General features: G+C 71.5%; 23 protein-coding genes and 1 tRNA gene. 6 read left to right on the forward strand and 18 right to left on the reverse strand.

Features of this window, described 5'->3' with window-relative positions; translation table 11 throughout:
- A partial coding sequence (locus HALOF300_RS22650) for a TIGR03085 family metal-binding protein (RefSeq protein WP_231955700.1) occupies positions 1–676 on the forward strand: 676 nt, incomplete at its 5' end.
- A gap of 15 nt (positions 677–691) precedes the next feature.
- Here HALOF300_RS22650 and hisF read toward each other — a convergent pair.
- The 11 genes from hisF to HALOF300_RS22705 are packed head-to-tail and all read right to left on the reverse strand — an operon-like array spanning position 692 to position 11856.
- Entirely contained in the window at positions 692–1462 is a 771-nt protein-coding gene (hisF, locus tag HALOF300_RS22655) for an imidazole glycerol phosphate synthase subunit HisF (RefSeq protein ID WP_156743166.1), read from the reverse strand.
- Entirely contained in the window at positions 1459–2361 is a 903-nt protein-coding gene (locus HALOF300_RS22660) for an FKBP-type peptidyl-prolyl cis-trans isomerase (RefSeq protein ID WP_156743167.1), read from the reverse strand. The genes hisF and HALOF300_RS22660 overlap by 4 nt, the downstream gene beginning before the upstream one ends.
- Before the next feature lie 11 nt (positions 2362–2372).
- Positions 2373–3779 (reverse strand): Pup--protein ligase, encoded by a 1407-nt coding sequence (gene pafA, locus HALOF300_RS22665; protein ID WP_156743168.1) that lies wholly within the window; start codon positions 3777–3779, stop codon positions 2373–2375.
- Positions 3776–4489 (reverse strand): proteasome subunit alpha, encoded by a 714-nt coding sequence (gene prcA, locus HALOF300_RS22670; protein WP_156743169.1) that lies wholly within the window; start codon positions 4487–4489, stop codon positions 3776–3778. Before prcA ends, pafA begins: the two co-directional genes overlap by 4 nt.
- On the reverse strand, positions 4486–5292 hold the full coding sequence (gene prcB / locus HALOF300_RS22675) for a proteasome subunit beta (RefSeq protein ID WP_156743170.1): 807 nt from the start codon (positions 5290–5292) through the stop codon (positions 4486–4488). The genes prcA and prcB overlap by 4 nt, the downstream gene beginning before the upstream one ends.
- Positions 5289–5486: a ubiquitin-like protein Pup gene (locus HALOF300_RS22680; protein ID WP_154793834.1), complete on the reverse strand. Its 198-nt coding sequence runs from the start codon at positions 5484–5486 to the stop codon at positions 5289–5291. The genes prcB and HALOF300_RS22680 overlap by 4 nt, the downstream gene beginning before the upstream one ends.
- Before the next feature lie 38 nt (positions 5487–5524).
- A complete protein-coding gene (dop, locus tag HALOF300_RS22685) occupies positions 5525–7225 on the reverse strand; it encodes a depupylase/deamidase Dop (protein WP_156743171.1) in 1701 nt (566 codons plus the stop codon).
- A gap of 60 nt (positions 7226–7285) precedes the next feature.
- Positions 7286–8950, reverse strand: coding sequence for a proteasome ATPase (gene arc, locus HALOF300_RS22690; protein WP_156743172.1), 1665 nt, complete (start codon positions 8948–8950; stop codon positions 7286–7288).
- Positions 8951–8991: 41 nt separating this feature from the next.
- A complete protein-coding gene (locus HALOF300_RS22695) occupies positions 8992–10020 on the reverse strand; it encodes a tRNA (adenine-N1)-methyltransferase (protein ID WP_156743173.1) in 1029 nt (342 codons plus the stop codon).
- Positions 10021–10040: 20 nt separating this feature from the next.
- Positions 10041–11180, reverse strand: a complete 1140-nt coding sequence (locus HALOF300_RS22700) for a site-2 protease family protein (protein ID WP_156743174.1) — start codon at positions 11178–11180, stop codon at positions 10041–10043.
- Positions 11158–11856: an HAD family hydrolase gene (locus tag HALOF300_RS22705; RefSeq protein ID WP_231955701.1), complete on the reverse strand. Its 699-nt coding sequence runs from the start codon at positions 11854–11856 to the stop codon at positions 11158–11160. Before HALOF300_RS22705 ends, HALOF300_RS22700 begins: the two co-directional genes overlap by 23 nt.
- A gap of 162 nt (positions 11857–12018) precedes the next feature.
- On the opposite strand from HALOF300_RS22705, the gene HALOF300_RS22710 reads away from it, so the two are divergent.
- Complete coding sequence (locus tag HALOF300_RS22710; protein ID WP_156743191.1) at positions 12019–12846, forward strand: PAC2 family protein; 828 nt, start codon at positions 12019–12021, stop codon at positions 12844–12846.
- Between the two features lie 11 nt (positions 12847–12857).
- Here the strand turns inward: HALOF300_RS22710 and mshC are convergent, their stop codons facing one another.
- Positions 12858–14081, reverse strand: coding sequence for a cysteine--1-D-myo-inosityl 2-amino-2-deoxy-alpha-D-glucopyranoside ligase (mshC, locus tag HALOF300_RS22715; RefSeq protein WP_156743176.1), 1224 nt, complete (start codon positions 14079–14081; stop codon positions 12858–12860).
- Between the two features lie 9 nt (positions 14082–14090).
- On the reverse strand, positions 14091–14945 hold the full coding sequence (locus tag HALOF300_RS22720) for an undecaprenyl-diphosphate phosphatase (RefSeq protein WP_156743177.1): 855 nt from the start codon (positions 14943–14945) through the stop codon (positions 14091–14093).
- A gap of 40 nt (positions 14946–14985) precedes the next feature.
- Between HALOF300_RS22720 and HALOF300_RS22725 the strand changes: the two genes are divergently transcribed.
- A complete protein-coding gene (locus HALOF300_RS22725) occupies positions 14986–15939 on the forward strand; it encodes an aldo/keto reductase (protein ID WP_156743178.1) in 954 nt (317 codons plus the stop codon).
- Positions 15940–15985: 46 nt separating this feature from the next.
- Here the strand turns inward: HALOF300_RS22725 and HALOF300_RS22730 are convergent, their stop codons facing one another.
- Entirely contained in the window at positions 15986–16279 is a 294-nt protein-coding gene (locus tag HALOF300_RS22730; RefSeq protein ID WP_156743179.1) for a DNA primase, read from the reverse strand.
- A 71-nt stretch (positions 16280–16350) separates the two neighbouring features.
- On the opposite strand from HALOF300_RS22730, the gene HALOF300_RS22735 reads away from it, so the two are divergent.
- Positions 16351–16584: a DUF5703 family protein gene (locus tag HALOF300_RS22735; protein WP_156743180.1), complete on the forward strand. Its 234-nt coding sequence runs from the start codon at positions 16351–16353 to the stop codon at positions 16582–16584.
- Positions 16585–16611: 27 nt separating this feature from the next.
- On the opposite strand, the gene HALOF300_RS22740 is transcribed toward HALOF300_RS22735, so the two are convergent.
- The gene (locus HALOF300_RS22740) at positions 16612–17937 is read right to left on the reverse strand and encodes a M20/M25/M40 family metallo-hydrolase (RefSeq protein WP_156743181.1); all 1326 of its coding nucleotides are present in this window, start codon (positions 17935–17937) and stop codon (positions 16612–16614) included.
- Positions 17934–20012, reverse strand: coding sequence for a M3 family metallopeptidase (locus tag HALOF300_RS22745; protein WP_156743182.1), 2079 nt, complete (start codon positions 20010–20012; stop codon positions 17934–17936). The genes HALOF300_RS22740 and HALOF300_RS22745 overlap by 4 nt, the downstream gene beginning before the upstream one ends.
- Before the next feature lie 517 nt (positions 20013–20529).
- On the opposite strand from HALOF300_RS22745, the gene HALOF300_RS27570 reads away from it, so the two are divergent.
- Together HALOF300_RS27570 and HALOF300_RS22755 are read left to right on the forward strand one after the other, a co-directional pair.
- Positions 20530–23310, forward strand: a complete 2781-nt coding sequence (locus tag HALOF300_RS27570) for a S8 family serine peptidase (protein ID WP_197522781.1) — start codon at positions 20530–20532, stop codon at positions 23308–23310.
- Positions 23311–23442: 132 nt separating this feature from the next.
- A tRNA-Leu gene (locus HALOF300_RS22755) sits at positions 23443–23528 on the forward strand.
- 253 nt (positions 23529–23781) lie between these two features.
- Here the strand turns inward: HALOF300_RS22755 and HALOF300_RS22760 are convergent.
- Together HALOF300_RS22760 and HALOF300_RS27430 are read right to left on the reverse strand one after the other, a co-directional pair.
- Positions 23782–24066 carry an alpha/beta fold hydrolase gene (locus tag HALOF300_RS22760; RefSeq protein ID WP_231955705.1) on the reverse strand — a complete coding sequence of 95 codons (285 nt, stop codon included), beginning with the start codon at positions 24064–24066 and terminating at the stop codon, positions 23782–23784.
- Positions 24066–24500, reverse strand: coding sequence for a nuclear transport factor 2-like protein (locus HALOF300_RS27430; protein WP_231955702.1), 435 nt, complete (start codon positions 24498–24500; stop codon positions 24066–24068). Before HALOF300_RS27430 ends, HALOF300_RS22760 begins: the two co-directional genes overlap by 1 nt.
- Positions 24501–24551: the final 51 nt, after the last annotated feature.

Below are 24551 nucleotides of genomic sequence, written 5' to 3' on the forward strand. Positions count from 1 at the left end.
GGTGGGAACGGAATGGTGTGAGAACGTGGAGCCCATGTGGTCCCCGCGCGAGAAGTCCGCCCTGGTCGAGTCCCTGAGGAAGGCGGGGCCGACCGCCCCCACGCTGTGCGAGGGCTGGCAGACCCGGCATCTGGCCGCGCACCTGCTCCTGCGCGGCCAGGAACCGTGGCGGCTGACCCCGCGGCCGTGGGCGCCCGATGCCGCGGACCGGCTCATCGACGACGTCGCGGACGGCCTGCGCGAGCGCGCCGCCTACACCGATGCGGTCGAGACGTTCGCGGCCGGCCCGGACGGGGCGAACCCGATGCGGCTGGTGCGCGGTCGGGCCGACGAGGCGATGAACCTGCTCGAGTACGTGGTCCACCATGAGGACGTCCGTCGCGGCGGCGCCGAGCCGCTGCCCCCGCGGGAGCTGCCGGCGTCCATGCTCGACGACATCTGGCGGCGCCTCGGTCAGTTCTCCACGTTCGCGTTCCGGTCCGCGCCCGTCGGTGTGGTGCAGGTGGTGCCTGGGAACCGGCGACGGCGTGCCCGCGCCGGCGCGGTGTCGGTGGCACTCACCGGTGGTCCGGTCGAGCAGACGCTGTTCGCGATGGGGCGCCGGGGCGCCGCGCAGGTACAGGTCACCGGGACGCCGGACGCCGTCGCCGCCTTCGAGGCCTGGGCGGCGCACTGACGCTCAGCCCTACGCTCAGCGCACCTCGAAGCCGGCTGCGCGCAGGTGGTCCTTGACCTCGGAGATCGTGAGGGTGCGGTAGTGGAACACGCTCGCCGCGAGCAGTGCGTCCGCGCCGGTGCGGGCCGCCTCGACGAAGTGCTCGGCGGTGCCGGCGCCACCGCTGGCGATCAGCGGCACCTGGACCCGTGCGCGCACGTCGGTGAGCATCTCGAGGTCGAACCCGGCCGTGGTGCCGTCGGCGTCGATGGAGTTCAGGAGGATCTCCCCGACACCGGCGTCCTGAGCCCGGCTGACCCAGTCGAGCGCGTCGATGCCGGTGCCGCGGCGACCCCCGTGCGTGGTGACCTCGTAGCCGGAGGGCGTGCTGACGCCGTCGGGCGTGCGGCGGGCGTCCACGGACAGCACCAGTACCTGGGAACCGAACCGGTGCGCCACCTCGGCGATGAGTTCCGGGCGGGCGATGGCGGCCGTGTTGACGCCGACCTTGTCCGCGCCGGCGCGCAGCAGGGCGTCCACGTCGTCGGTGCTGCGCACCCCGCCGCCCACCGTGAGCGGCACGAAGACCTCCTCGGCGGTGCGGGCGACGATCTCCAGCGTGGTGGCCCGCCCCTCGGTGGAGGCGCTCACGTCGAGGAACGTCACCTCGTCGGCGCCCTCGGCGTCGTAGCGGTGGGCCAGCTCGACCGGGTCCCCGGCGTCGCGCAGGTTCTCGAAGTTCACGCCCTTGACGACGCGGCCCGCGTTCACGTCCAGGCAGGGGATCACCCGCAGCGCGAGACTCACTCGCCCGCCCCGTCGGTGCCGGTCAGGGCGGACACAGCCAACACGTCGATCACATAGACGAGCGTATCGTCACCGAACGCCTGCTCGGGCGGCACCACCAGCATCACCTGGGAGCCGACGGTCTCGTCGACCAGGCCCTCCTGCCAGCCCTGGATGAGCCCGGTGAACGCCACCGTGGTGGGCGCCTGCCCCTCCCCCCAGGTCGACTCGACGACCGCGCCGGTGCTCCACGCGACCGTGGTGTAGCGCACGGTGACGGCCAGCCCGGATCTCACCTGGGCGCCGTCGCCCCGGATGAGCTGCACCACGCTCAGGTCCGCGGGCGGTGCGGTGTCCGGGACGGCCACGGTGGGCTCGCCGGTCTCACTGCGGGTGACCACCGGCATGCCGGCGACCGCGGGCGCCTCCTCACCCCACGCGCGCGTGTGCAGAATGTCGTAGACCAGCACCAGCGGGTTCGGCTTGGTGGTGGTGCCCACCTCCACGCGCAGCAGCCGGGATCCCTCGGTACGACCGAGGAGGTCCTCGTACAGCGGCCCGGCCTCCGCCTCGGTGAGCAGGATCACCTCGGGCTGGGCGCTGAACGTGTCCTCGATCACCTCACCGGTGACCGCGTCCACGGCGAGGAAGGAGACCATCACGGCGGCGCCGTCGACGAGCACGGTGCCCTCGCCGGTGACCAGTTCCTCGGTGTCGGTCTCGGTGACCTCGAGCGGGGCGTCGAAGGTCACCTGCGGGTGCGCACCGAAGTTGCCACCCACGCTGACCAGGTCGATCCCGGTCGGCTCGGGTTCGTCGGGGGCGCAGGCGGCCACGGTCAACAGGGCCATCACGGCCAGCAGACGCAGGACCATCATCCCCACCGGGCCAGGGCCGTGGGGTCGTCGAGGAGCAGGCATGATCGTCGAGTCTACGGGGCGAGGCTGGGAGTCCCCTGGGTCTGCGCCGGTGGATCGAGGCTCGCGATCAGCCGGTCCACCCGGTCGTCGACGTTGCGGAACGGGTCCTTGCAGAGCACCGTCCGGCCGGCGTTGTCGTTGAGCTTCAGGTGCACCCAGTCGACCGTGTAGTCCCGGCGGCGCGCGGTCGCCGCCGTCACGAAGTCACCGCGGAGCTTGGCCCGGGTGGTCTGCGGCGGCTCGGTGGTGGCCGCGTCGATCTCGTCGTCGGTGACGACCCGGCTGACCATGCCGCGTGCGGCGAGCCGAGCGAACAGGCCGTCGGTGCGGGAGATGTCGTGGTAGGCGAGGTCAAGGCGCTGCACCCGCGGGTCGGACAGCGGCACGTCGTGGGCGTCGACGTAACGGTCGACGAGTCGCTTCTTGATGGCCCAGTCCAGGTCCCGGTCCACGAGGCTGAGATCCCCGCTGCGGAGCGCGTCCAGCCCGCGCCCCCACAGTTCGAGGACCCACTCGTCGTGCGGGCCCCCCTCGGGTGCGTCGGCGACGAAGTCACGGGCCCGTTGCAGGTACGAGGCTTGCAGCTCGACCGCGGTCACCTTCGTGCCGCGGGCCAGCGTCACCTGCTTGGTCCCGGTGATGTCGTGGGAGATCTCCCGGATGGCCCGCACCGGGTTCTCCAGGTTCAGGTCGCCGAAGATGTGGCCGGCCTCGATCATCCGCAGCACGATGTCGGTCATGCCCACCTTGAGCATGGTGGTCGTCTCCGACATCGAGGAGTCCCCCGAGATGACGTGCAGGCGGCGGTACAGGTCCGCGTCGGCGTGCGGCTCGTCGCGGGTGTTGATGATCGGCCGGGACCGGGTGGTGGCCGAGCTGGTCGCCTCCCACAGGTGATCGGCCCGCTGCGAGAAGCAGTACGTCGGCCCGCGGGGCGTGGTCAGGATGTGCCCGGCGCCGGTGAGGATCTGGCGGGTGATCAGAAACGGGACGAGCACCTCGGCGGTCCTGGCGAAGTCGCCGCGCCTGCGGATCAGGTAGTTCTCGTGGCAGCCGTAGGAGTTCCCAGCGGAGTCCAGGTTGTTCTTGAACAGGTGGATCCGGCCCGGGATGCCCTCGGCGTCCAGGCGCTCCTGCGCGTCGCCGACCAGGCCCTCGAGGATCCGCTCGCCGGCCTTGTCGTGGTAGACGAGCTGGCGCAGGTCGTCGCACTCCGCGGTGGCGTACTCCGGGTGGGAGCCCACGTCCAGGTACAGCCGGGAGCCGTTACCGAGGAACACGTTCGAGGAGCGGCCCCAGGCCACGACCTTGCGGAACAGGTACCGGGCGACCTCCTCCGCGGACAGGCCGCGGCCCTCCGGAGCGGCGCAGGTGACGCCGAACTCGGTCTCCAGGCCGAAAATGCGGCGGATCCTCATCCCTGCTCCGCGGCGGGCAGCAGGTCGGTGAGGGCCGGGACGCTCAGTCGCTGGAACGCGCGCCGCGGCCGGTCCCGGTCGAGCACGGCGGCCTCCAGGCTGGCCGGGGCGAGGACCCGGTCGGCCGAGCCGTCCTCCTCCTCGCCGGCGCCGAGCACCCGCACGGCCAGGCCGAGCACCTCGGCCAGCGAGAGGTCCTCGGTCCACTTCTCGCGGACCAGGGCGCCGAGACGTTCCGCGGCGCCGCCCATCACCACGAAGCCGGGCTCCTCCGCGACCGAGCCGTCGTAGCCGAGCCGGTAGATCTGGTCGCCGGCCTGCGAGGTGGCCACCTCGGCGACGGCGAGCTCGACCTCGAGCGGCTTGGACTCGGTGGTGAACACCGCGCCCATGGTCTGTGCGTAGGCGTTCGCGAGGCCACGGGCGCTGACGTCGACGCGGTCGTAGGAGTACCCGCGCAGGTCGGCGTACCGGACGCCGGCCACCCGCAGGTTCTCGAACTCGTTGTACTTGCCCACGGCCGCGAAGCCGATCCGGTCGTAGATCTCGCTGATCTTGTGCAGCGCGCGGGACGTGTTCTCGGTGACGAACGCGATGCCGCCACGGTAACCGACGACGATCACCGAGCGGCCCCGGGCGATGCCCTTGCGCGCGAAGTCCGCCCGGTCCTTCATGAGTTGTTCGGGCGAGACGTAGAACGGCTGGGTCATGACTCCTCCTGCCCCGATGTGATCGCGCGGACGACGGCGGCGAGGTCGGAGTCGCCCACCCGTCGGTAGCCGCCCGCGTCCACCACGGCGACGATCGGGTAGATGCCTCGCGCCACGTCCGGCCCGCCTGTGGCCGAGTCCTCGTCGGCGGCGTCGATGAGCGCGTGCACCGCGATCCGCACGGCTTCGTCGCGCCCGAGCCCCTGTGCCCAGAGCTTCTTCATGGAGCCGCGGGCGTGCACGGAGCCGGAGCCGATCGCGTGGAAGTCCGCTTCCTCGTAGCGACCGCCGGCCACGTCGTAGGAGAAGATCCGGCCCTCGGAGCGCCGCTCGTCGTAGCCTCCGAACAGCGGGACGGCGGCGAGCCCCTGCAGCGCCATCGGCAGGCCGGCCCGGACCATCGTGGCGAGCCGGTTCGCCTTGCCCTCCAAGGACAGCAGCGTGCCCTCGATCTTCTCGAAGTGCTCGAGCTCGAGCTGGAACAGCCGGACCAGTTCGACGGCGACCCCGGCGGTTCCCGCGATGCCCACCGCGGAGTAGTCGTCGGCCGAGAAGACCTTCTCCATCCTCCGGTGCGCGATCGTCGAGCCCATCGTGGCGCGCCGGTCCCCCGCCATCACGATCCCACCGTCGTAGGTGAGCGCCACGATCGTGGTCGCGTGCGGGGCCTCGACCGACCCGATCGGGGCCGGCTCACGGCCCGGCAGCAGGTTCGGGGCGTGGTCGGCGAGGAAGTCGACGAACGACGAGCTACCGGGCCGGGAGAACGCGGCTGGGAGCCGGTCGCCGAACTCGGCCGTCATTGGCCGCCCTTCTGGACGAAGCCCCGCACGAAGGTCTCCGCGTTCGTCTCGAGCACGTCGTCGATCTCGTCCAGCAGCGAGTCCACCTCCGCATCGCGGGCGCTCGCGCTCGCTCCGGTTGGCGGCGGGCCCGCGGGCTCGTCGTCCGGCCGGGCGTCGGGGGTGTTGCGCTGGTCGTACTGCCGTGCTGCCAAGATGTCCTCCTCGTGGCGCTGACGCGGGTGGTTCGATCCTACGTCCCAGACCCCCCCGCCGGAGGCGGCACGGCGGTCAGGGCGCGCAACAACGAGCCGGCATCGGTGTGGGCGTCGAGCAGTTCGCCGACATGCCGCCGGGTGCCTCGCAGGGGGTCGGCCGTCGGGACCCGTTGCAGGTGTGCCAGTCCCGGCACGTCGAACACGATCGCATCCCAGTTCGCGGCGCTGATCGCGTCCGGGAACCGGCGGATCGCCTCACCGCGGAAGTACGCCCGGGTGTCCTCGGGCGGGTGGGTGATCGCGCGCTCGACGTCGGCCGGGTCGACGAGCCGCTCCACCGCCCGGGCGGCCGCCATCTTCGCGTAGATGCCGCGTTCGGGCCGCAGGTCGGACCACTGCAGGTCCAGCGCCGCCAGCCGTGGGTGGTCCCAGGGCAGGTCGTCACGGGTCCGCATCCCGTCCAGGACCCGGAGCTTCGCGAGCCACTCGACCTCCCGGGCGCAGGAGGCTGGTGCGTCCGCGAGCCGGGTGACCAGGTCGGACCAGCGCGCCAAGACGTCCGCGGTCTGGCCGTCCGGGGCGGTGCCGGTGCGCTCTGCGTGGGCGCCGACGGCGGCGGTGATCACGTCGACGTAGACGCGTTGGATCTGCAGCGCCGTCATCCGGCGACCGTCGGCCAGGTCGAGCGGGATGCCGAGGCTGAGGTCGTGGCTGACGGCGTGGGCAGCACCAACCGGGTCGGCGAGCCGGAGCGCGCTCAGTTCGAGGGGCACCTGGCCCTGCTCGAGCAGCCAGAGCAGGACGGAGGTGGTGCCCAGCTTGAGGTAGGTGGACACCTCGTGCATGTTCGCGTCCCCGACGATCACGTGCAGGCGCCGGTACCGGGTCGCGTCCGCGTGCGGCTCGTCCCGGGTGTTGATGATCGGACGGCGCAACGTCGTCTCGAGCCCGACCTCGGCCTCGATGAAGTCGGCCCGTTGGGAGATCTGGTATCCGGGCTGCTCGCCGCGCTGACCTCGCCCGAGGCGGCCCGCACCGCAGAACACGGGCCGGGTCACCAGGAACGGGGTGAGGTAGTCGATGATGTCGTCGAACGGCACGTCACGGTCCACGAGGTAGTTCTCATGGGTGCCGTAGCTGGCGCCCTTGCCGTCGGTGTTGTTCTTGTACAGCGCCACCTGGGGCATGCCCGGGATCTGGGCGAGCAGCCGCGCCGAGCGGAGCAGCACCTCCTCACCGGCCCGGTCCCAGCGCACCGCGTCGAGCGGGCCGGTGACCTCCGGGCTGGAGTACTCCGGGTGCGCATGGTCGACGTAGTACCTGGCGCCGTTCGGCAGGATCACGTTGGCGACCGTCGCGGGTTCCGGCTGCGGGGCGGGGCGCCGTCGCTGGGTCACGCCGCCCCAGTGCACCCCGGTGGTCTCGTCGCTGCCTCCGGTGCTGCGGTCGCCGCCGGCGCCGCCGTTGCCGGGACCGTCGCCGTCCGGCGCGGGCCGGCTCGGGTTGTCGGTGAGCTGGCTGGGGTGCGCAGAGGATCGGTCAAGGCTCCACCCGCGCGCGTCCCGCAGCGGGTCCTCGTCCTGGTAGTCCCAGCGCGCCCGCGATCCGCCGTGCACGCCCTCGTTGGCGTAGGCCGTGACAACCTGCGCTGACATCAGCATCGGGTTCGCGCCGGGATTGCCGATCCCGAGGATGCCGTACTCGGTCTCGATACCCATGATGCGTCGCACAGTCACGGGCCCACCCTAGTTGCGCCGGCTGGAGCCGCCGCGCGCCCCACGGGTGGGACGGCGCACCTACAGGTACTGCCCCGTCGGGTTGAGGTTCTCGATGGTGCGCCCCGCCTCGGGGTTGCCCTTCTTCTGAACGATCGTGCGGATGAACACGATCCGCTCACCCTTCTTGCCGGACACCCGCGCCCAGTCGTCGGGGTTGGTCGTGTTCGGGAGGTCCTCGCTCTCCTTGAACTCCGCCACGCACGCGTCCAGGAGGTGTTCCACCCGGATCCCACGCACACCGGTGGCGAGCAGGTCCTTGATGGCGCTCTTCTTCGCCCGGTCGACGATGTTCTGCACCACGGCCCCGGAGTTGAAGTCCTTGAAGTACAGGATCTCCTTGTCGCCGCTAGCGTAGGTGACCTCGAGGAACTGGTTCTCGGGCTCCTCCGAGTACATCCGGCCCACGGTCCGCTCGATCATCGCCTCGACGACCGCCAAGGCGTCCCCGCCGTGCTCGGCCAGGTCGTCCGGGTGGATCGGCAGGTCCGGGGTCAGGTACTTCGTGAAGATGTCCCGGGCCGCCTCGGCATCGGGGCGCTCGATCTTGATCTTCACGTCCAGACGCCCGGGCCGCAGGATGGCCGGGTCGATCATGTCCTCCCGGTTGGAGGCACCGATCACGATGACGTTCTCGAGCCGCTCCACGCCGTCGATCTCACTGAGGAGCTGGGGCACGATCGTGGTCTCGACGTCGCTGGACACGCCGGTGCCGCGAGTCCGGAACAGCGACTCCATCTCGTCGAAGAACACGACCACCGGGATGCCCTGCGAGGCCTTCTCCCGGGCCCGGGAGAAGATCAGCCGGATGTGCCGCTCGGTCTCACCGACGAACTTGTTCAGCAGTTCCGGGCCCTTGACGTTCAGGAAGTAGCTGCGCGCCGCCCCGGGGGCCGCGCCACCGTTCTGGGCGGCCGCGGTCTCGGCCAGCGACGTCGCGACGGCCTTCGCGATCAGAGTCTTGCCACATCCGGGCGGGCCGTACAACAGCAGACCCTTCGGCGGCTTCAGCCCATGCTCGCGGAACAGGTCCGGGTGCAGGAACGGCAGCTCCACGGCGTCCTTGATCTGCTCGATCTGGGCCGCCAGGCCGCCGATGTCGGCGTAGTCGACGTCCGGGACCTCCTCGAGCATGAGGTCCTCGACCTCCGAACGCGGGATCCGTTCGAACGCGAAGCCGGTGCGGGCGTCGACGGTGAGCGTGTCCCCGACGCGGACGGTGACGTCCTGCAAGGGCCCGGCGAGCCGGACCACCCGCTCCTCGTCGGCACGCCCGAGGACCAGGACGCGTCCGCCGTCGAGCGCTTCCTTCACGGTGACCAGCTCACCGACCGGCTCGTACCCACCCGCGGCGACCACCGTCATCGCCTCGTTGAGCTGGAGCTCCTGCCCGGGCCGCAGCGTCTCGATGTCCACGCTGGGGGCGACCCCGACCCGGAGCTTGCGCCCGGAGGACATCACGTCGACGGTGCGGTCCCCGTGATCGTGCAGGTGGATCGCGTAGCTGCCCGGCGGCTTCGTCATCTCCTCGAGCTGGGTGCGCATCTCCACCAGCTGCGAGCGCGCGGACGTGAGCGCCGTCACGAGACGCTCGTTCTTGCCGGCCAGGTCGATGGCCTTCTTCTCAAGCTCGCGCTCGCGGGGGGTGCTCGACACCCGCCCCGGAACCTCGTTCTGCTCGGCCATCGGACCCTCCTCGCCTCGGTATCAAGAATAGGTCAGTGGGATCAGCTCGCGTCGGACGGTCCAGTGGTTGGTCCGCCCTCGCGCCGGTCCCGGCGGGCATCGAGGTCGCGTCGGACCCGCCGGATCTTCTTGTCCGAGACGGCGCGCTGACCCAGGTCGGTGGCCAGCTCACCTTCGTCGAAGGAGACGGCGGACTCGGCGTAGGCACCCGGTGCCGGGCGACGGCGGCGCACCGGGGCGACCACGCCGGGCGCCATCCTGCGGGTGGTGATGAGGAAGCCGGTGTGCCCGATCATGCGGTGTTCGGGGCGCACCGCGAGTCCCTCCAGGTGCCACCCGCGCACCATCGACTCCCAAGCCGTCGGCTCGGTGAACCGGCCGTCGGCCTTGGCGTCCTCGGCGAACCGGGACAGCTGGGTGGCGGTCGCGACATAGGCGACGAGCACGCCGCCCGGGGCGAGCGCGTCCGCGACGACGCCCAGGTTCTCCCAGGGCGCGAGCATGTCCAGCACCACCCGGTCGACCGATCCGGGCTCTACGGCGTCCGGCAGCACGTCCGCGAGGTCGCCGACCCGCACGTCCCAAGCCGGGTGGACCCCACCGAAGAACTCCTCGACATTGCCCCGGGCGATGGCCGCGAAGTCCTCGCGCCGCTCGATCGACAGCAGCGTCCCCCGGTCACCCACGGCGCGCAGCAACGACAGGGACAGGGCGCCGGATCCGACTCCGGCCTCGACCACCCGGGCGCCCGGGTAGATGTCGGCCATGGTGACGATCTGCCCCGCATCCTTGGGGTAGATCACGGCGGCGCCGCGCGGCATGGACAGCACATAGTCCGAGAGCAGCGGGCGCAGCGCCAGGTATTCGATCCCGGACGTGGTGGCCACCACGGTGCCTTCGGGCGCACCGAGCAGGGCGTCGTGGTCGAACGAGCCACGGTGGGTGTGGAACACCTTCTGCGCCTGCAACACGATGGTGTGCAACCGGCCCTTCGGGTCGGTCAGCTGCACCTTGTCGCCCTCGCGGAACGGGCCGCGGCGGATGGTGGCGCCGGTGGGTTCGTCAGTCACGGGCCGCGAGTCTATCCGCCCTATCCGCGGCGGGGCGCGAGCGCGTGCGCGACGTCGGCCACGGCGACGAGTCCGAGGACCTGCGGTGCCCCGCCGTCGAGCCCGACCACCACGACCGTGGCGGCGCCTGCCTTCGCGGCCCGGGCCACCTGGGCGACGGCGACCGGTCCGGTGTGCTGGGTGATCAGGGCATGGCGACCGAGGCCCGTGGCGACGGCGGTGGCCGGCACCGCGTCGCGGCCCTGCTCGGGCACGGTCGCCAGGGCGCCGGGGTCGACGAGCCCGACCGGGATGCCGCGCGGGTCCACCAGGACGACGGCGACGGACGGCGCCGCGGCCACCGCCCGGTCCACGTCGGCGACGCTCGCTCCGGCGGGCAGCACGTGCGCACCGACGGCGAGGCTGCGCAGGTCCATGCCCTGGGCGCTGCGCTGGGCGCTGGCGTACCGGACCGAGGCGTGCGCACCGTTCCACAGCATCCCCGCGAGCAGCAGCGACCAGATCGCGGCGAAAAGGTCGGGCCGCCCGCCCTGCAGCAGCGGGCCGCCGAGGACCACGACGGGAAGGGCGATCGCGACCACCTGCCCGCACCGGCCGGCTGCGGTGGTGCCGGCCAACCGGTCCCCGCGGACCCTCCAGATCAGTGCCTCGAGCAGTTTGCCGCCGTCCATGGGCAGCGCGGGCAGCAGGTTGAACACGGCGACGAAACCGTTGGAGTAGGTGGCCGCGGCGAACGCGACCGAGGCGACGCCGTCGGTCAGGTAGGCACCGCCGGCGGCGAGCAGCGCGAGCGCGACGTTCGCGAGGGGGCCGGCCACGGAGATCGCGGCAGACGGGCCGGGCGTGCGGATCGCGTCCGTGAAGGACGTGTGCCCACCCCAGAGGGTGATCACGTACTCACCGACGCCGACCCCGAAGCGGCGCGCCATCAGGCCGTGGCTGAGCTCGTGCGCCAGGACGGAGACCAGGAGCAGAACCGGCAGCACCAGGGCCCAGAGGTACGCCTCGAAGCCGAGGTTGAGGAGCGAGTCCAGCCACGGCGCGAAGGTGACGACCAGGACGACGGCGATGAGCGCCCAGCCTGGCGTGATGATGACCGGCGCCCCGCCGATCCGGCCGATCCGCCAGCCGCGGCTCTCAGTCCTGGACGGCGTGGTCATGCACCTCTCCGGCGACGATGCGCCGCAGCACGTCCAGATCCACGTCGGACAGGCTGTCGACCCTGCTCCGGCCGGGTGCGGGATCGATCCGCTGCACGGCGGGCACGGCCAGCACGCGGGCACCGGATGCCTCCGCGGACGCGAGCCCGGGGATCGAGTCCTCGATCGCGACGCAGGCAGCGATGTCCACGCCCAGTTCGCGGGCGGCCCGCAGGTACGGCTCGGGGTGCGGCTTGCCGTTGGTGACCTGGTCACCGGTGACCACCGCGGCGAAGGTGTCCGCCGGGAGTGCCGCAACGATGACGTCGGCGAGCGCACGCCAGGACATCGTCACGAGTGCGCAGGGGATATCGGCCGCCCGCAGCTGGGCGAGCAGCTCGAGGGCCCCCGGACGCCACGGCACGCCCTCCTCGCGGACCCGGCGGATCACCCGGAAGAGGAGCTCGTCGACGATCTCGGCGTCCGTGCCCCGGATCCCGGCGCGCTCGCGCAACAGCTCGGCGCTGGTCTCCAGCGAGTTCCCGACGAGTTCGACGGCCAGCGTCTCGTCCCAGGTGCCGCCATGCTCGGTCGCCAGGTCGATCTCGGCCCCGATCCAGTACGGCTCGGTGTCGACGATGGTGCCGTCCATGTCCCACAGGACAGCGGAGAGCACGGTGGTGGAGGCTGGGGGCACGGTCAGCAAGTCTACCCAGCGCGGCCCGCGCCGGCCGACGGATCCGGGGGCCACGGCCGAGCGTCGCACCTCCCGTAGGGTAGGACGGTGAGTAGTTCCCCCCGTCATCGCGAACCGGACGAGCAGGCGCACGCCGAGGAGACCAACGAGGTCCCGCCGGCGATGCTGGTGGCTGCCTTCGAGGGCTGGAACGACGCCGGCAGCTCGGCCACGTCCGCCCTTGCGCAGATCGCCGAGGTCTGGGGCGCCCACACCCACCGCACCCTGGACCCGGACGATTTCCACGACTTCCAGGTGAACCGGCCCATGGTCGGCCCGGACGGGTCCGGCGGGCGCACGCTCACCTGGCCGTCCACGACGATCTCGGTCTCCGTGGGTCCGCAGACCGGGCGCCGCATCGTGCTGGTCCAGGGTGTGGAGCCGTCGACCCGGTGGCGCACCTACTGCAACCAGATCCTCGACGCCGCCGAGGAGCTCGGGGTGCGCACCGTCGTGTGCCTGGGCGCGCTGCTCGCCGACGTGCCGCACACCCGGCCGATCCCGGTGCAGACGTCGTCCGAGGACCCGACCGTGCAGGCGCTGCTCGGGGTCGAGGGCAGTGACTACGAGGGTCCGACGGGCATCGTCGGAGTGCTCTCGCACCTGGCCTACGAGCGGGGTATCCACACCCTGAACGTCTGGGCCGCCGTGCCGCACTACGTGGCGCAGCCACCCTCGCCGAAGGCCACGCTGGCGATCCTGATGGCGCTCGAGGAGTTCCTCGGTGAGCCGGCGCCCGTCGGCGAGCTCGCCGAGGACGCGAAGGCCTGGCAGCTCGGGGTGGACGAGCTCGCCGAGGACGATCCGGAGGTGGCCGAGTACGTGCGCCAGCTCGAGGAGGCCAAGGACACGGCCGAGCTACCCGAGGCCAGCGGTGAGGCGATCGCGCGCGAGTTCGAGCGGTACCTGCGCCGTCGGGACACCGGCGGCGGCCCGGTCGCAGGGTCGTAGGCCAGGGCGGGCTAAGCCCGCAGGTCCACGCCGAGCAACGCGTCGACGGCGTCGATCACCACGGTGTCCGCGGCCGAGCCGGTCCGCGCCCAGGCGTCGACCACCGCGAGCGCAGCGACGGTGTCGAGGTCGTCGCTGAGCGCCGCGCGCAGGGCGTGCAGCACCGGCTCGGGGTCCGTGCCGCCGCCCTCGGCCGGACGGGTCGCCGCCGAGCGCCAGGCCGCGTGCCGGGCCGCGCCGGCCACCAGGTCGGCGTCGGTGAACTCCCAGTCCGCGCGGTAGTGGTGCGCGAGGAGCGTGAGCCGGATCGCGCCGGGGGCCACGCCGTCGGCCGTCAGCGCGGACACGAACACCAGGTTGCCGCGCGACTTGCTCATCTTGTGGCCGTCGTAGCCGACCAGTCCCGAGTGCACGAACGCCCGGATCGGTTCGCTGCCGTCACCGAGCAGGCGCAGGTGGCTCGTGCTCATCTCGTGGTGCGGGAAGATCAGGTCCGTCCCGCCACCCTGCACGGTCACCGGAAGACCGAGGTGGGTGGCGGCGATGGCCGCGCACTCGATGTGCCAGCCGGGCCGCCCCTCGCCGAGGCTGCGGCCGTCCCAGTGGGGTTCGCCGTCGCGGCGGCCACGCCAGAGCAGCGGGTCGAGCGGGTGCCGCTTGCCGGGGCGCTCGGGGTCACCGCCGCGCTCGGCGAACAGCTCGTCCATCTGCGCCCGGTCCAGGTTGGAGACGCCACCGAAGGCGGTGTCGCCGTTCAGGTCGGCGTACACGTCGGAATCCACCCGGTAGGCGGCGCCGGCCGCGACGAGCCGTTCGACGGCGTCGACGACCAGGTCGATGGACTCGACCACGCCGACGTAGTCGTCCGGCGGGATCACCCGCAGGGCCAGCATGTCACCGCGGAACAGTTCCACCTGGTCCGCGGCCAGGTCCCGCCAGTCGACGCCGGTCTCGGTGGCCCGCTCGAGCAGCGGGTCGTCCACGTCGGTGACGTTCTGCGCGTAGCGCACCTCCACGCCGGCATCGCGCCACACGCGGCCGATCAGGTCGAAGGCGACGTACGTGAACGCGTGGCCCAGGTGGGTCGAGTCGTACGGGGTGATGCCGCAGACGTACAGCCTGCCGACGCCGTCGGCGGCAGGGTCCACCCGGGTGCCGGTCGCGGTGTCGGAGAGGCTCAGGCCCGGGCCGCGACCGGGGAGTTCAGGGACGTGGGGGGTGGGCCATGACTGCACCCGTCCACCCTATCCGCCTGTCGGCAGCGGCTGGAGCACGCCGACGACGAGCAGCACCACGACGAGGGCAGCGAGTGCGAGCCGGTAGTAGACGAACGGCTTGTAGGAGTACGTCGAGACGATCTTCAGGAACGCGATGATCACCACGTACCCGACCACGAACGCGATGACGGTGGCCAGTGCGGTGGGCCCGAACCCGGCCGCTCCGCCGGTGCCGCCGCTCTTGAAGAGCTGGTAGAACCCCGAGCCGAGGACGGCCGGCACCGCTAGCAGGAACGAGTACCGCGCGGCGGCCTCACGGGTGTACCCCATCAGCAGCCCGGCGGTGATGGTGCCGCCGGATCGGGAGACACCCGGGATGAGCGCGAGCGCCTGGGCGAACCCGAACAGCCAGGCGTGCTTCATCGTGAGGGACTCCAGCGGGCGGGTCTTCGCGCCCCGCACGTCCGCGAAGCCGAGGATCAGCGCGAACAGGGCCAGCACGAGCGCCGTCAGGTAGAGGTTGCGCAGCGCGTGCTCGATCGCGTCCTGGAACAGCAGGCCGAGCGCCACGATCGGGATGGACCCGAGGATGATGTACCACCCCATCCGGGCGTCGGGGTCCGTGGTGGGCACCCGGTTCTTCCACGGGCCCACCGGCAGGGCCTGGAACCATCTGCTGATGATCCGGGCGAAGTCACGCCGGAAGTAGAGGATGACGGCCGCCTCGGTACCGATCTGCGTGATCGCCGTGAACGCCGCGCCGGGGTCGCTGCCACCGGGCAGCAACTCACCGACGATGCGCAGGTGCGCCGAAGACGAGATCGGGAGGAATTCCGTCAGTCCTTGGACCAGACCCAGGATCACTGCTTCCCACCATGTCACGGGCCAAGGGTAGACGCCCCGGCAGGTAGCCTCGTCTCTCATGGAGTCACGGCGTGTGGGCGGCAGCGGGCTGACGGTCTCGGCGGTCGGCCTGGGCACCATGACCTGGGGCCGTGACACCGACGAGCACGAGGCCGCCGAGCAGCTGCGCGCGTTCCTGGACGCGGGCGGCACCCTGCTGGACACGGCGGCCACCTATGCCGACGGCGCGGCCGAGGAGCTGATCGGGTCCCTGTTCGCGGACGCGGTCGACCGCGACGAGGTCGTGCTGTGCTCCAAGGCCGGCGTCCGTGACGGCCGGGTCGACGCCTCCCGGCGCAGCCTGCTGGACACGCTGGACGCGAGCCTGGCCCGGCTCGGCACCGATCATCTGGACCTCTGGCTGGTGGGTGCCCCGGACCCGGCCACGCCGGTCCGGGAGACGATCTCCGCGCTGCGGGAAGCGGTCCGGTCCGGACGCACCCGCTACGTTGGGCTGTCCAACTTCCCGGCGTGGCAGCTCGCCCGGATGGCCACGCTGCTGGAGGCGGACGACACGTTCTGCACCGCGGCCCAGATGGAGTACTCGCTGCTCGAACGCGGCATCGAGCGGGAGGCCCTGCCGGCCGCACGGGAACTCGGCGTCGGCGTGCTGGCCTGGTCCCCGCTCGGGCGGGGCGTGCTCAGCGGGAAGTACCGGCGTTCGGTGCCGGCGGACTCACGGGCGGCGTCACCGCATCTGCGCGGCTTCGTGGACCCGTACCTGACGCTCGAGGCCCGGGGCGTGGTGGAGGCCGTCGCGACCGCGGCCGACGGACTGGGTCGCTCCCCCGTCGAGGTCGCCCTGGCCTGGGCCCGGGACGTCGACGGCGTCGCGAGCGCCATCGTGGGCGCTCGCACCCCCGCGCAGCTGCGGGGCACCCTGGCGGCCGTCGACCTCGAACTGCCCGATCAGATCCGGGCCGTGCTGGACGAGGTCACCGCGCCGTCGTTCGGCTACCCCGAGCGACGGTGACGGCGCCCGCCCACGTCAGGCTCCGCCGTCGGGCCGGCCCGGCGACCTACTCGTCGTCGTCGCCGCCGCCCGGACGGTCGTCGTCCTCGTCCTCTTCGTCGTCGAAGTCGTCATCGTCGAAGTCCTCGTCGTCGTCCTCGCCGTCGTAGACCACGAACGGGGTGTCCACGCCGTGGGCGTCGTAGAGGGCCTCGTCGTAGGTCTCGAACGCGTCGGCGAGGGTGTTGGTGGCCGCGATCACGGCCGGTGCGTCGTCGTCGGCGGCGGATCCGACGGCGTCGAGGTGCGCCTCGAAGGCAGCGATGAGGCGGTCCAGTGCTGCGCGAGGTTCGGTAGCCATGTGCTGACCGTAGCGGTGAACGGCGGCGTTTGACACCGCAAAAATGCGAACTCCTCGCCTACGCTGTGCGGATGGAGTCCGCAGCACCCAGACCGTCGAGGCAGTCGAGGCACAGCCATGCCTCCCAGTACGAGTTCCGGGTGCTCACCCTGCCCCGCAGCACCAGCCGCCATGATGTGCGCCGGCTGCTGACCGAGGAGGCGGAGTACGGGCGGTGGGAACTCGCGCGGCTGTGCCTGTACGTCGGCGGCCACCGCAAGGTGTGGCTGCGGCGCCGGGTCATCAAGGTGGCCAGCACACTCTAGGCCGCTGCAGACCCGGCACCGCGCTCCTCAGCAGGTGCGCAGGAACCTGCTCAGCACCCGGACCCCGAACTGCACGGAGGAGACCGGCACCCGCTCGTCCACGCCGTGGAACATACCCGCGAAGTCGAGCTCCGGGGGCAGCAGCAGCGGCGCGAAGCCGTAGCCGGTGATGCCCAGCCGGGCGAGGGACTTGTTGTCCGTGCCGCCGCTGAGCATGTACGGCAGCACCACCGCGCCCGGGTCCTCGGTGTCTAGCGCCGCTACCATCGCGTCCACCAGGTCTCCGGTGAAGGGCACCTCGAGGGCGATGTTGCGCTGCACGTCCTCGAACCGCACGCCCGGCCCGGCCAGTTCCGCCAGGGTCGCCATGGTGGCCTCCTCCTGCCCGGGCAGGAATCGGACATCGATGACCGCCTCGGCACTGCCGGGGATCACGTTCGCCTTGTACCCGGCCCCGAGCTGGGTCGGGTTCGCGTTCGTGGCGAGCGTCGCGCCGACGAACTTGCTCGCCGGCCCGAGCGCCGCAACGAGCGCGTCGACCGAGCCCGCATCCTGCGGATCGAACGACGTCCCAGTCAGCTCCGCGACGCCGTCGAGCAGGGCGTGCACCGTCGGCGTCAGGCTCCGCCCGAACGAGTGCGCCCCGATCCGGGCCACCGCGCCGGCCAGCCGGGTGACGGCGTTGTCGGTGTTCAGCTGGGACCCGTGCCCCGCCGTGCCGTCGGCGATGAGCTTGAGCCAGGCCAGGCCCTTCTCCGCGGTCTGCAGCAGGTAGGCGCGGCGCCCATTCACCTCGACGCTGTACCCGCCGACCTCGCTGATCGCCTCGGTGGCACCCTCGAACAGCTCGGGCCGATGGTCGACGGCGTACCTCGCCCCGTAGGTGCCGCCAGCCTCCTCGTCGGCGAAGAACGCGACGACGAGGTCCCGAGGTGGTTGCCAGCCTGAGCGCCGCATGTCCCTCAGGACGGCCAGGATCATGGCGTCCATGTCCTTCATGTCCACGGCGCCGCGGCCCCAGATCATGCCGTCCATCTCTTCGCCGCCGAACGGGTCCATCTTCCAGTCGGCGGCCTGGGCGGGGACGACGTCCGTGTGCCCGTGCACCACGAGCGCCGGCCGGGTCGGGTCCGTGCCCGGGATCCGCAGGACCACGTTGCCGCGGCGGTCGGCGGACTCGAAGTACTCCGGGTCGTAGCCGACCTCGGTGAGCAGGCCCATGACGTACTCGGCGGCCTCCCGCTCCCCCGGACCGGTCCCGTCGCCGTAGTTGGAGGAGTCGATCCGGATCAGGGCACGGCAGATGGCGACCGCGTCGAGCTCCGCGGCGCTGACCTGGGTGGGGTCGGTCATTCGCCCAGGCCCCGACGCTTGAGCAGCGGGTCGATCACGGCGTCGCGGCCGCGCAGGTCACGGTAGGACTGCAGCGGGTCCTGGGCGTGCCCGCGGGAGAGCAGCTTCGCGCGGAAGGCTGCTCCGGCGGCGCGGTTCAGGCCGCCGTCGCCGTTCTCGGCGGCCTCATCCTTGAACCAGTCCACGGTGTCCGCGTCGAGCACCTCGCTCCAGATGTAGGAGTAGTACCCGGCGTCGTAGCCGCCACCGAAGGTGTGGTTGAAGTACGTGGACCGGTACCGCGGCGGCACGAGCGGGTAGGCCACGCCGGCCCGCTGCAGGGCCGCCGCCTCGAACGCCTCGACCTCGGCGACGTCGTCGGGCACCTCCTCCGGAGCGATCTGGTGCCATGCCTGGTCGAGCAGCGCAGCGGCCAGGTACTCGGTCGTGGCGAAGCCCTCCCCGTAGGCCTGCGAGGCCCGCAACTGGTCGAGGGTCGCGGCGTCGAGCCGCTCTCCGGTGCTGTGGTGCCGCGCGAAACTGGCGAGCACCTCGGGGTGCCACGCCCACATCTCGTTGACCTGGGAGGGGTACTCGACGAAGTCCCGTGGCACGGAGGTGCCGGACAGCGACGGGTAGTGCACCTGCGAGAACAACCCGTGCAGGGCGTGCCCGAACTCGTGGAACGCCGTGATGACCTCGTCCCAGGTGAGCAGCGTGGGCTCGCCGGCGGCGGGACGGGTGATGTTCAGGTTGTTCACGACGACGGGCGGCAGGCCCAGCAGGCCGGACTGGTCGACGAGGTTGTGCATCCAGGCGCCACCACGCTTGCCCTCGCGGGCGTAGTAGTCGGCCACGAACAGGCCGAGGGCGGTGCCGTCGGCCTCCTTCACCTCGAAGACACGGACGCCGTCCGCGTAGCCGGTGAGGTCCTCGCGCTCGGCGAACTCGAGCCCGTAGATCGCGTTCGCGGCGAAGAACACCCCGTGGGTGATGACGCGCTCGAGCTCGAGGTAGGGGCGCAGCTCGCTCTCGTCGAACGCGAACGTCTGCTGGCGGACCCGGTCGGCGTACAGCGACCAGTCCCACGGCGCCAGCTCGGCGTCCGGCTCGTCGGCCGCGAGCGCCGTCTGCAGGTCCGCGGCCTCGGCGCGGGCGTTGCGCACGGCGGGCCCGGCGAGCCGGCCGAGCATCTCGTTCACCGCCTCGGTGGTGGCCGCCGTGCCGTCCTCGGCGACGTAGGCGGCGTGGTGGGCGTAGCCGAGCAGGCGGGCCCGCTCGGCGCGCTTGCGGGCCAGGTCGAGGATCACCCGGCGGGTGTCGGAGTCCGGGTCCGAGCCGGTGCCGCGGCCGGTGGAGGCCTCGAACACCCGACGGCGCAACTCGCGGTTCGGGCTCTGGGACACCACGGCCTGCGGGGTGGGCAGCTGCAGGGTGATCAGGTAACCCTCGACCTCGCGGTCCGCGGCCGCCTGCGCCAGGGCGGAGACGGCATCCGGGGCCAGACCGGCCAGCTCGGCCGGGTCGGTGACCGTGACGGCGGCGGCCTCCATCGCCTTGACGACGCGTTGTGAGAACTCCGTCTCCAGGGAGGTGAGCTCGCCGTTCAGCGCACGCAGCCGGTCCTGCTGGGCGGTGTCGAGCCGGATCCCGGCGCGGACGAAGTTCTTCAGGTGGTTCTGCAGCGCCCACTGCGTCTGTGCCCCGGCCGCGGCCGCGGCGTCGCTGAGCGCTTCCAGCCGGGCGAAGATGCGCCCGTCGAGGTGGAGCGCGTCCCGGTGCTCGGAGAGCTTCGGCGCATAGTCCGCCTCGATCTCACGGATCTCGTCCGTGCCCGCCGAACTGACCAACGTGTAGAACACGGTCAGCGCCCGGTCGAGCAGCCGGCCGGACACCTCGAGCGCCTCCAGCGTGTTCTCGAGCGTGGGCACGGAAGGATCGGTGGCGATCGCCTCCCACTCCGCCCGCTGCTCGGCGAGGCCGGCGTCGAACGCGGGCCGGAAGTGCTCGGTGCGGATCGCCGCGAAGTCCGGGAGTCCGAAGGGAAGGGTGGACGCGGCGGCGAAGGGGTTGTCGCCGAGTGTCGATGAGGTCATGCGCCCATTCTTACCGGAACGCCCGATCGCCGGTCCCCTGCACCGGTCTCGGCGCCGTCGGTGGACACGGTCGAACCGGTCGATCGACCACTCGTTGAATGCCGGACTTTCTAGTACAGTTGGTGCTCAGCCGGGACGAGTCCCCGTCCCCCTCGGAGACGTTGAAGCCCCGGCTCGTCGCGACGGGCCGAACGGCCCCCCTCTGAACGGCCGTCGCGCGGGCGGCCCCGAGGCGTACTGCGCCTCGGGGCCGTTCCCTTTCTCCTGGCGCGTCTCCTGGCGCGGCGTGCCGAGGGGCCCGAACGCCCGTCGGGTCCCACCGTTCGGTGTGAGCCTGTTCACATTTCCCCCTCATTCCCAGTATGTTCATCGAATGCTCCTGGTCCGGGAGCCTCGCGACATCACAATGAGGAGATCCTTCATGCGTCGACCCAGTAGGTCCGGGGTGAGCCCGAAGAGACGTCGGGCCATTGCCCTGGGCGGAGTGGCGGGCATCATCGCCGTCACCGCTGTCCCCATGACAAGCGCGACCGCCAGTCCCGACGATGCCGGATATCTTGGCTCGGCCTCCGACTACGGAGTGACCACTCCCACCGAGGCCGGCGACCTCACCTCCCCGACCGGGGCCTGGTTCGTCCAGCTCGAGGCCGCGCCGACCGCCCGGGGCGGCACCGTCGCCGCCACCGCGAGCGACCAGCAGGCGTTCCTGGACGAGGCGGCGGATCTGGGCGTCGACGTCGAGGTGCGCAGCAGCTACAGCACGCTCTGGAACGGCCTCTCGGTCACCGTGTCGGACGAGGACGCCGTCACGCTCTCCGAGGAGGCCGACGGCGTCGTCGCGGTCTTCCCGGTCCTGTTGTACGAGATCCCCGAGGAACAGAACTCACCGGTCCCGGACCTGGCGTCGGCGCTGGGGCAGACCGGCGCGGACATCGCGCAGAGCGAACTCGGCTTCACCGGCGAGGGCCTGCGCGTCGGTGTCATGGACACGGGTATCGACATCGACCACCCGGACTTCGGCGGATCCGGCGTACCCGGTGAGACGTCCTTCCCGACCGAACGCATCGCCTACGGCTACGACCTCGTCGGCGACTCCTACAACGCCGATCCCTCCGACCCGGCCTACCAGCCGGTGCCGGAGCCGGACGCCGTCCCCGACGACTGTGAGGGTCACGGCACACACGTGGCCGGGATCGTCGGAGCCAACGGCGACCTGGGAGGAGACGGCGTGCGGGGCGTGGCCCCGGACGCGACGCTCGGCGCCTACCGCGTCTTCGGCTGCGCCGGCTCCACCACGGCCGACGTCATGATCGAGGCCATGGAACTGGCCCTCGCCGACGGCATGGACGTGCTGAACATGTCCATCGGTTCCGCCCTGGCCACCTGGCCGGAGTACCCGACGGCCGTGGCCGCGGACAACCTCGTCGACGCGGGCGTCGTCGTGGTCGCCTCGATCGGTAACGAGGGTGACCTCGGCACCTGGGCCGCCGGCGCCCCCGGCGTCGGGGACAAGGTGATCGGGGTCGCCTCCTACGACAACACGCAGATCACGGCCAACGCCGTCGCCGTGGGTGACCACCTGGCCGCGTACACGCCGGCCAGCGCCGCGCCGGCCCCGCCGACGTCGGGCTCGATGCCTCTGGTCGCCCTCGGCGAACCCGGCACCGACGAGGCTCGGGCGTGCACACCCATCGAGGCGGACCTGACCGGTTCCGTCGTGCTGGTCGAACGTGGACTCGGGCCGAACACGCCCGAATGTGACGCGAGCTTCTACAACAAGGCGCTGACCGCGCAGAACGCCGGCGCGGCCGCCGTCATCATCTACAACAACGTGCCCGGCCTGCTCAACGCCACCGTCGAGGGCGCCGAGGAGATCACCATCCCGGTGATCTTCATCGGGGCCGAGGACGGACAGGCGTACACCGCCGCGGCGCTCGCCGGCCCGGTGGACCTGACCTGGACGGATCAGACCACCACGGCGCCGAACCCGACGGGCGGGCTGATCTCCAGCTTCAGCTCGTACGGGATGACCGCGGACCTGCAGATCAAGCCCGACCTGGGCGCCCCCGGCGGGTCGATCTGGTCCACGGTTCCGCTCGAGCTGGGTGGTCACGCCAGCAACTCCGGCACCTCGATGTCGTCCCCGCACGTGGCGGGCGCCGTCGCGCTGTACCTGCAGGCCCACCCCGACGCGACGCCGGCGACGGTGCGCGACGTCCTGCAGAACAACGCCGACCCGAGCCAGTGGTCCCTCAACCCGACCGTCGGGCTGCTGGAGCCGGTGCACCGTCAGGGCGCCGGCATGCTGGACATCGACGACTCCATCCTCGCCGAGACCGTCGTCTCCCCCGGCAAGCTCTCCCTCGGTGAGAGCGAGGCCGGTGCGGTCACGCGGACCATCACGGTGACCAACACCGGTGCCGAGGACGTCACGTACGCGCTGACGTTCGAGGACGCCATCTCGACCGCGGACGCGCCGTACGACCCGGGCTTCTACTGGGCCGAGTCGACCGTGGACATGCCCGGGTCGGTCACCGTACCGGCCGGCGGCAGCGTCGACGTGGAGGTCTCGATCACGCCGAGCGCCGACCTGGAACTGGCTCAGTACGGCGGCTACATCAGCCTGTCCGCCGCCGACGCCGAGCCGATCCGGGTGCCCTACGCCGGGTTCGCCGGTGACTACCAGGCACTGCCGCTGATGCTGAACGAGGGCTCGGTCTTCCCGACCCTGGCGACGCTCACCGAGTGCGGCGTCTTCGAGGGCGTGGACTGCGCCGCCGGTGGCGTCTGGGAACTGGCCGAGGCCGGTCAGGTCTACTCGATGGCGGACGGCGATGTGCCGACCGCCCTCGTGCACCTGGAGCACCCGGCGCGGTCCCTGCAGGTGGACATCTACCACGCGAACGCGGACGGCACGCGTGGCGACCCGGCCGGGGTGAACCCGACCTACCAGGTGCACGACTACCTGGGTCGCGACGCCAACCCGGACGCGTTCGGGGCCTTCACCTGGGACGGCACGCTGACGGGCCACGGCCCGGGGCGCACCGGCGGGGGCGTCCAGACCCTGCCGGATGGTGACTACATCATGGAGATCACCGTGCTGGCCGCCCTCGGTGACGAGGCGAACGCCGATCACGTGGAGAACTTCACGACGCCGTCGTTCACGGTCGACCGTGACGGTGACGGGAACCCGCCCCCGGTGGACCCGCCGGGTCCGCCGTCGATCGGTGACCTGCTGAAGCTGCTCGCTCAGCTCCTGGCCGCGCTGCTGAAGTGCATCCTGTTCGGGATCTGCTGACCAGCTGATTCGGTACTGAAGCGATGGGGTCCGGCCACTCGGCCGGGCCCCATCGTCCGGTTCGGAACGGCGGCGCGCGCGTGATATCTTTACGGGCGTTGTGAGGCCCCACCGGGTCACGCACACACCTGAGTCCGGGTGGCGGAATTGGCAGACGCGCTAGCTTGAGGTGCTAGTGCCCTTTATCGGGCGTGGGGGTTCAAGTCCCCCCTCGGACACTCGTTGAGACAGCGACGCGAAGGCCCCTGAACTGCGGAAACGCAGCTCAGGGGCCTTCGTTGTGCTGCCGGAGCGGGGCCGTACCGCCGGGCTCAGGACGTGGTCGCGCGTGCCGTCTCGTCGATCAGCCGCGCGACGGCAGCGGGCTGGGAGACCGTCACGGCATGGGAGGCGTCGACCTCGACGGTCTGCGACTTCGCCCGGCGGCCATGAACCGCTGGGACTGTGCCGGGATTGCGAGGTCCTGGACCGTCACGAGGTTCCAGGTCGGAATGGTCTTCCAGGCCGCGCTCGTGGCCTTGTCCTCCAGCGCGTCGGCGACGATGAGTCGCTCCGTCGGCGGCGGCGAACGGTACGGCCTTCAGGGCCGTCGGCGGCCTCGCTCATCACGGTCCCCCCGTAGGAGTGGCCCGCGATCACCACGGGTCCGTCGATGCTGTCGAGGAAAGTGCGCAGATACTCGGCGGCGGCGTGCAGGCCACGGAGCGGATTGGCCGGCGCGACCACGGTGTAGCCGTCGGCCCTGAGTAGCGCGATTACGCCGTTCCAGCTGGACGAGTGGCGAAGGCGCCGTGGACTAGCACCACCGTGGGTTTCGGGGCCTCCGTAGGCTGCGTTGCGGGCGCGATGACGAGCTCGGAGATGAGGTCGTCGGCCAGACTGAACCGGTACGTCAATTCGGCGACCCCGCCGGGAAAGTCGCCCTCGAGCCGATTGATCGCCACCCAGTCCAGGTCGTCGATCCGTTCGGCGCCGATGAGTTCGGTCGTGTAACTGAACTCCGTCCCGGCGTTGCGCAGGAAGCCGCGGACCTCCTCGGTCCCGCGGAAGGTGCGGCCCTCGTCGACGACCACGGCGGTCGGGGCGAAGGCACGGAGGGCAGCCTGCATGTCGCGGGCCGCGTGTGCGGCAAGAAATCCGCCGATCACTGCGGGGAGCTGGGCGGGTTCGATGCGGGTCGATGTGTTCATGCCACCACGGTGCGCCCTCTCCCGACGAGAGGGTCAAGCGCTGCAACTCTC

The sequence above is a fragment of the Occultella aeris genome, assembly GCF_902703175.1.
Lineage (GTDB): Bacteria > Actinomycetota > Actinomycetes > Actinomycetales > Beutenbergiaceae > Occultella > Occultella aeris.

Coding starts and splice junctions, on each gene's coding strand:
- HALOF300_RS22660 (WP_156743167.1), bottom strand. CDS start 2,361: ATGCCTGCTCCTCGACGACCCCACGGCCCTGGCCCGGTGGGGATGATG.
- pafA (WP_156743168.1), bottom strand. CDS start 3,779: ATGAGGATCCGCCGCATTTTCGGCCTGGAGACCGAGTTCGGCGTCACC.
- prcA (WP_156743169.1), bottom strand. CDS start 4,489: ATGACCCAGCCGTTCTACGTCTCGCCCGAACAACTCATGAAGGACCGG.
- prcB (WP_156743170.1), bottom strand. CDS start 5,292: ATGACGGCCGAGTTCGGCGACCGGCTCCCAGCCGCGTTCTCCCGGCCC.
- arc (WP_156743172.1), bottom strand. CDS start 8,950: ATGGCCGAGCAGAACGAGGTTCCGGGGCGGGTGTCGAGCACCCCCCGC.
- HALOF300_RS22700 (WP_156743174.1), bottom strand. CDS start 11,180: ATGACCACGCCGTCCAGGACTGAGAGCCGCGGCTGGCGGATCGGCCGG.
- HALOF300_RS22710 (WP_156743191.1), top strand. CDS start 12,019: ATGCTGGTGGCTGCCTTCGAGGGCTGGAACGACGCCGGCAGCTCGGCC.
- HALOF300_RS22725 (WP_156743178.1), top strand. CDS start 14,986: ATGGAGTCACGGCGTGTGGGCGGCAGCGGGCTGACGGTCTCGGCGGTC.
- HALOF300_RS22730 (WP_156743179.1), bottom strand. CDS start 16,279: ATGGCTACCGAACCTCGCGCAGCACTGGACCGCCTCATCGCTGCCTTC.
- HALOF300_RS22735 (WP_156743180.1), top strand. CDS start 16,351: ATGGAGTCCGCAGCACCCAGACCGTCGAGGCAGTCGAGGCACAGCCAT.
- HALOF300_RS22740 (WP_156743181.1), bottom strand. CDS start 17,937: ATGACCGACCCCACCCAGGTCAGCGCCGCGGAGCTCGACGCGGTCGCC.
- HALOF300_RS22745 (WP_156743182.1), bottom strand. CDS start 20,012: ATGACCTCATCGACACTCGGCGACAACCCCTTCGCCGCCGCGTCCACC.
- HALOF300_RS27570 (WP_197522781.1), top strand. CDS start 20,530: ATGACAAGCGCGACCGCCAGTCCCGACGATGCCGGATATCTTGGCTCG.
- HALOF300_RS27430 (WP_231955702.1), bottom strand. CDS start 24,500: ATGAACACATCGACCCGCATCGAACCCGCCCAGCTCCCCGCAGTGATC.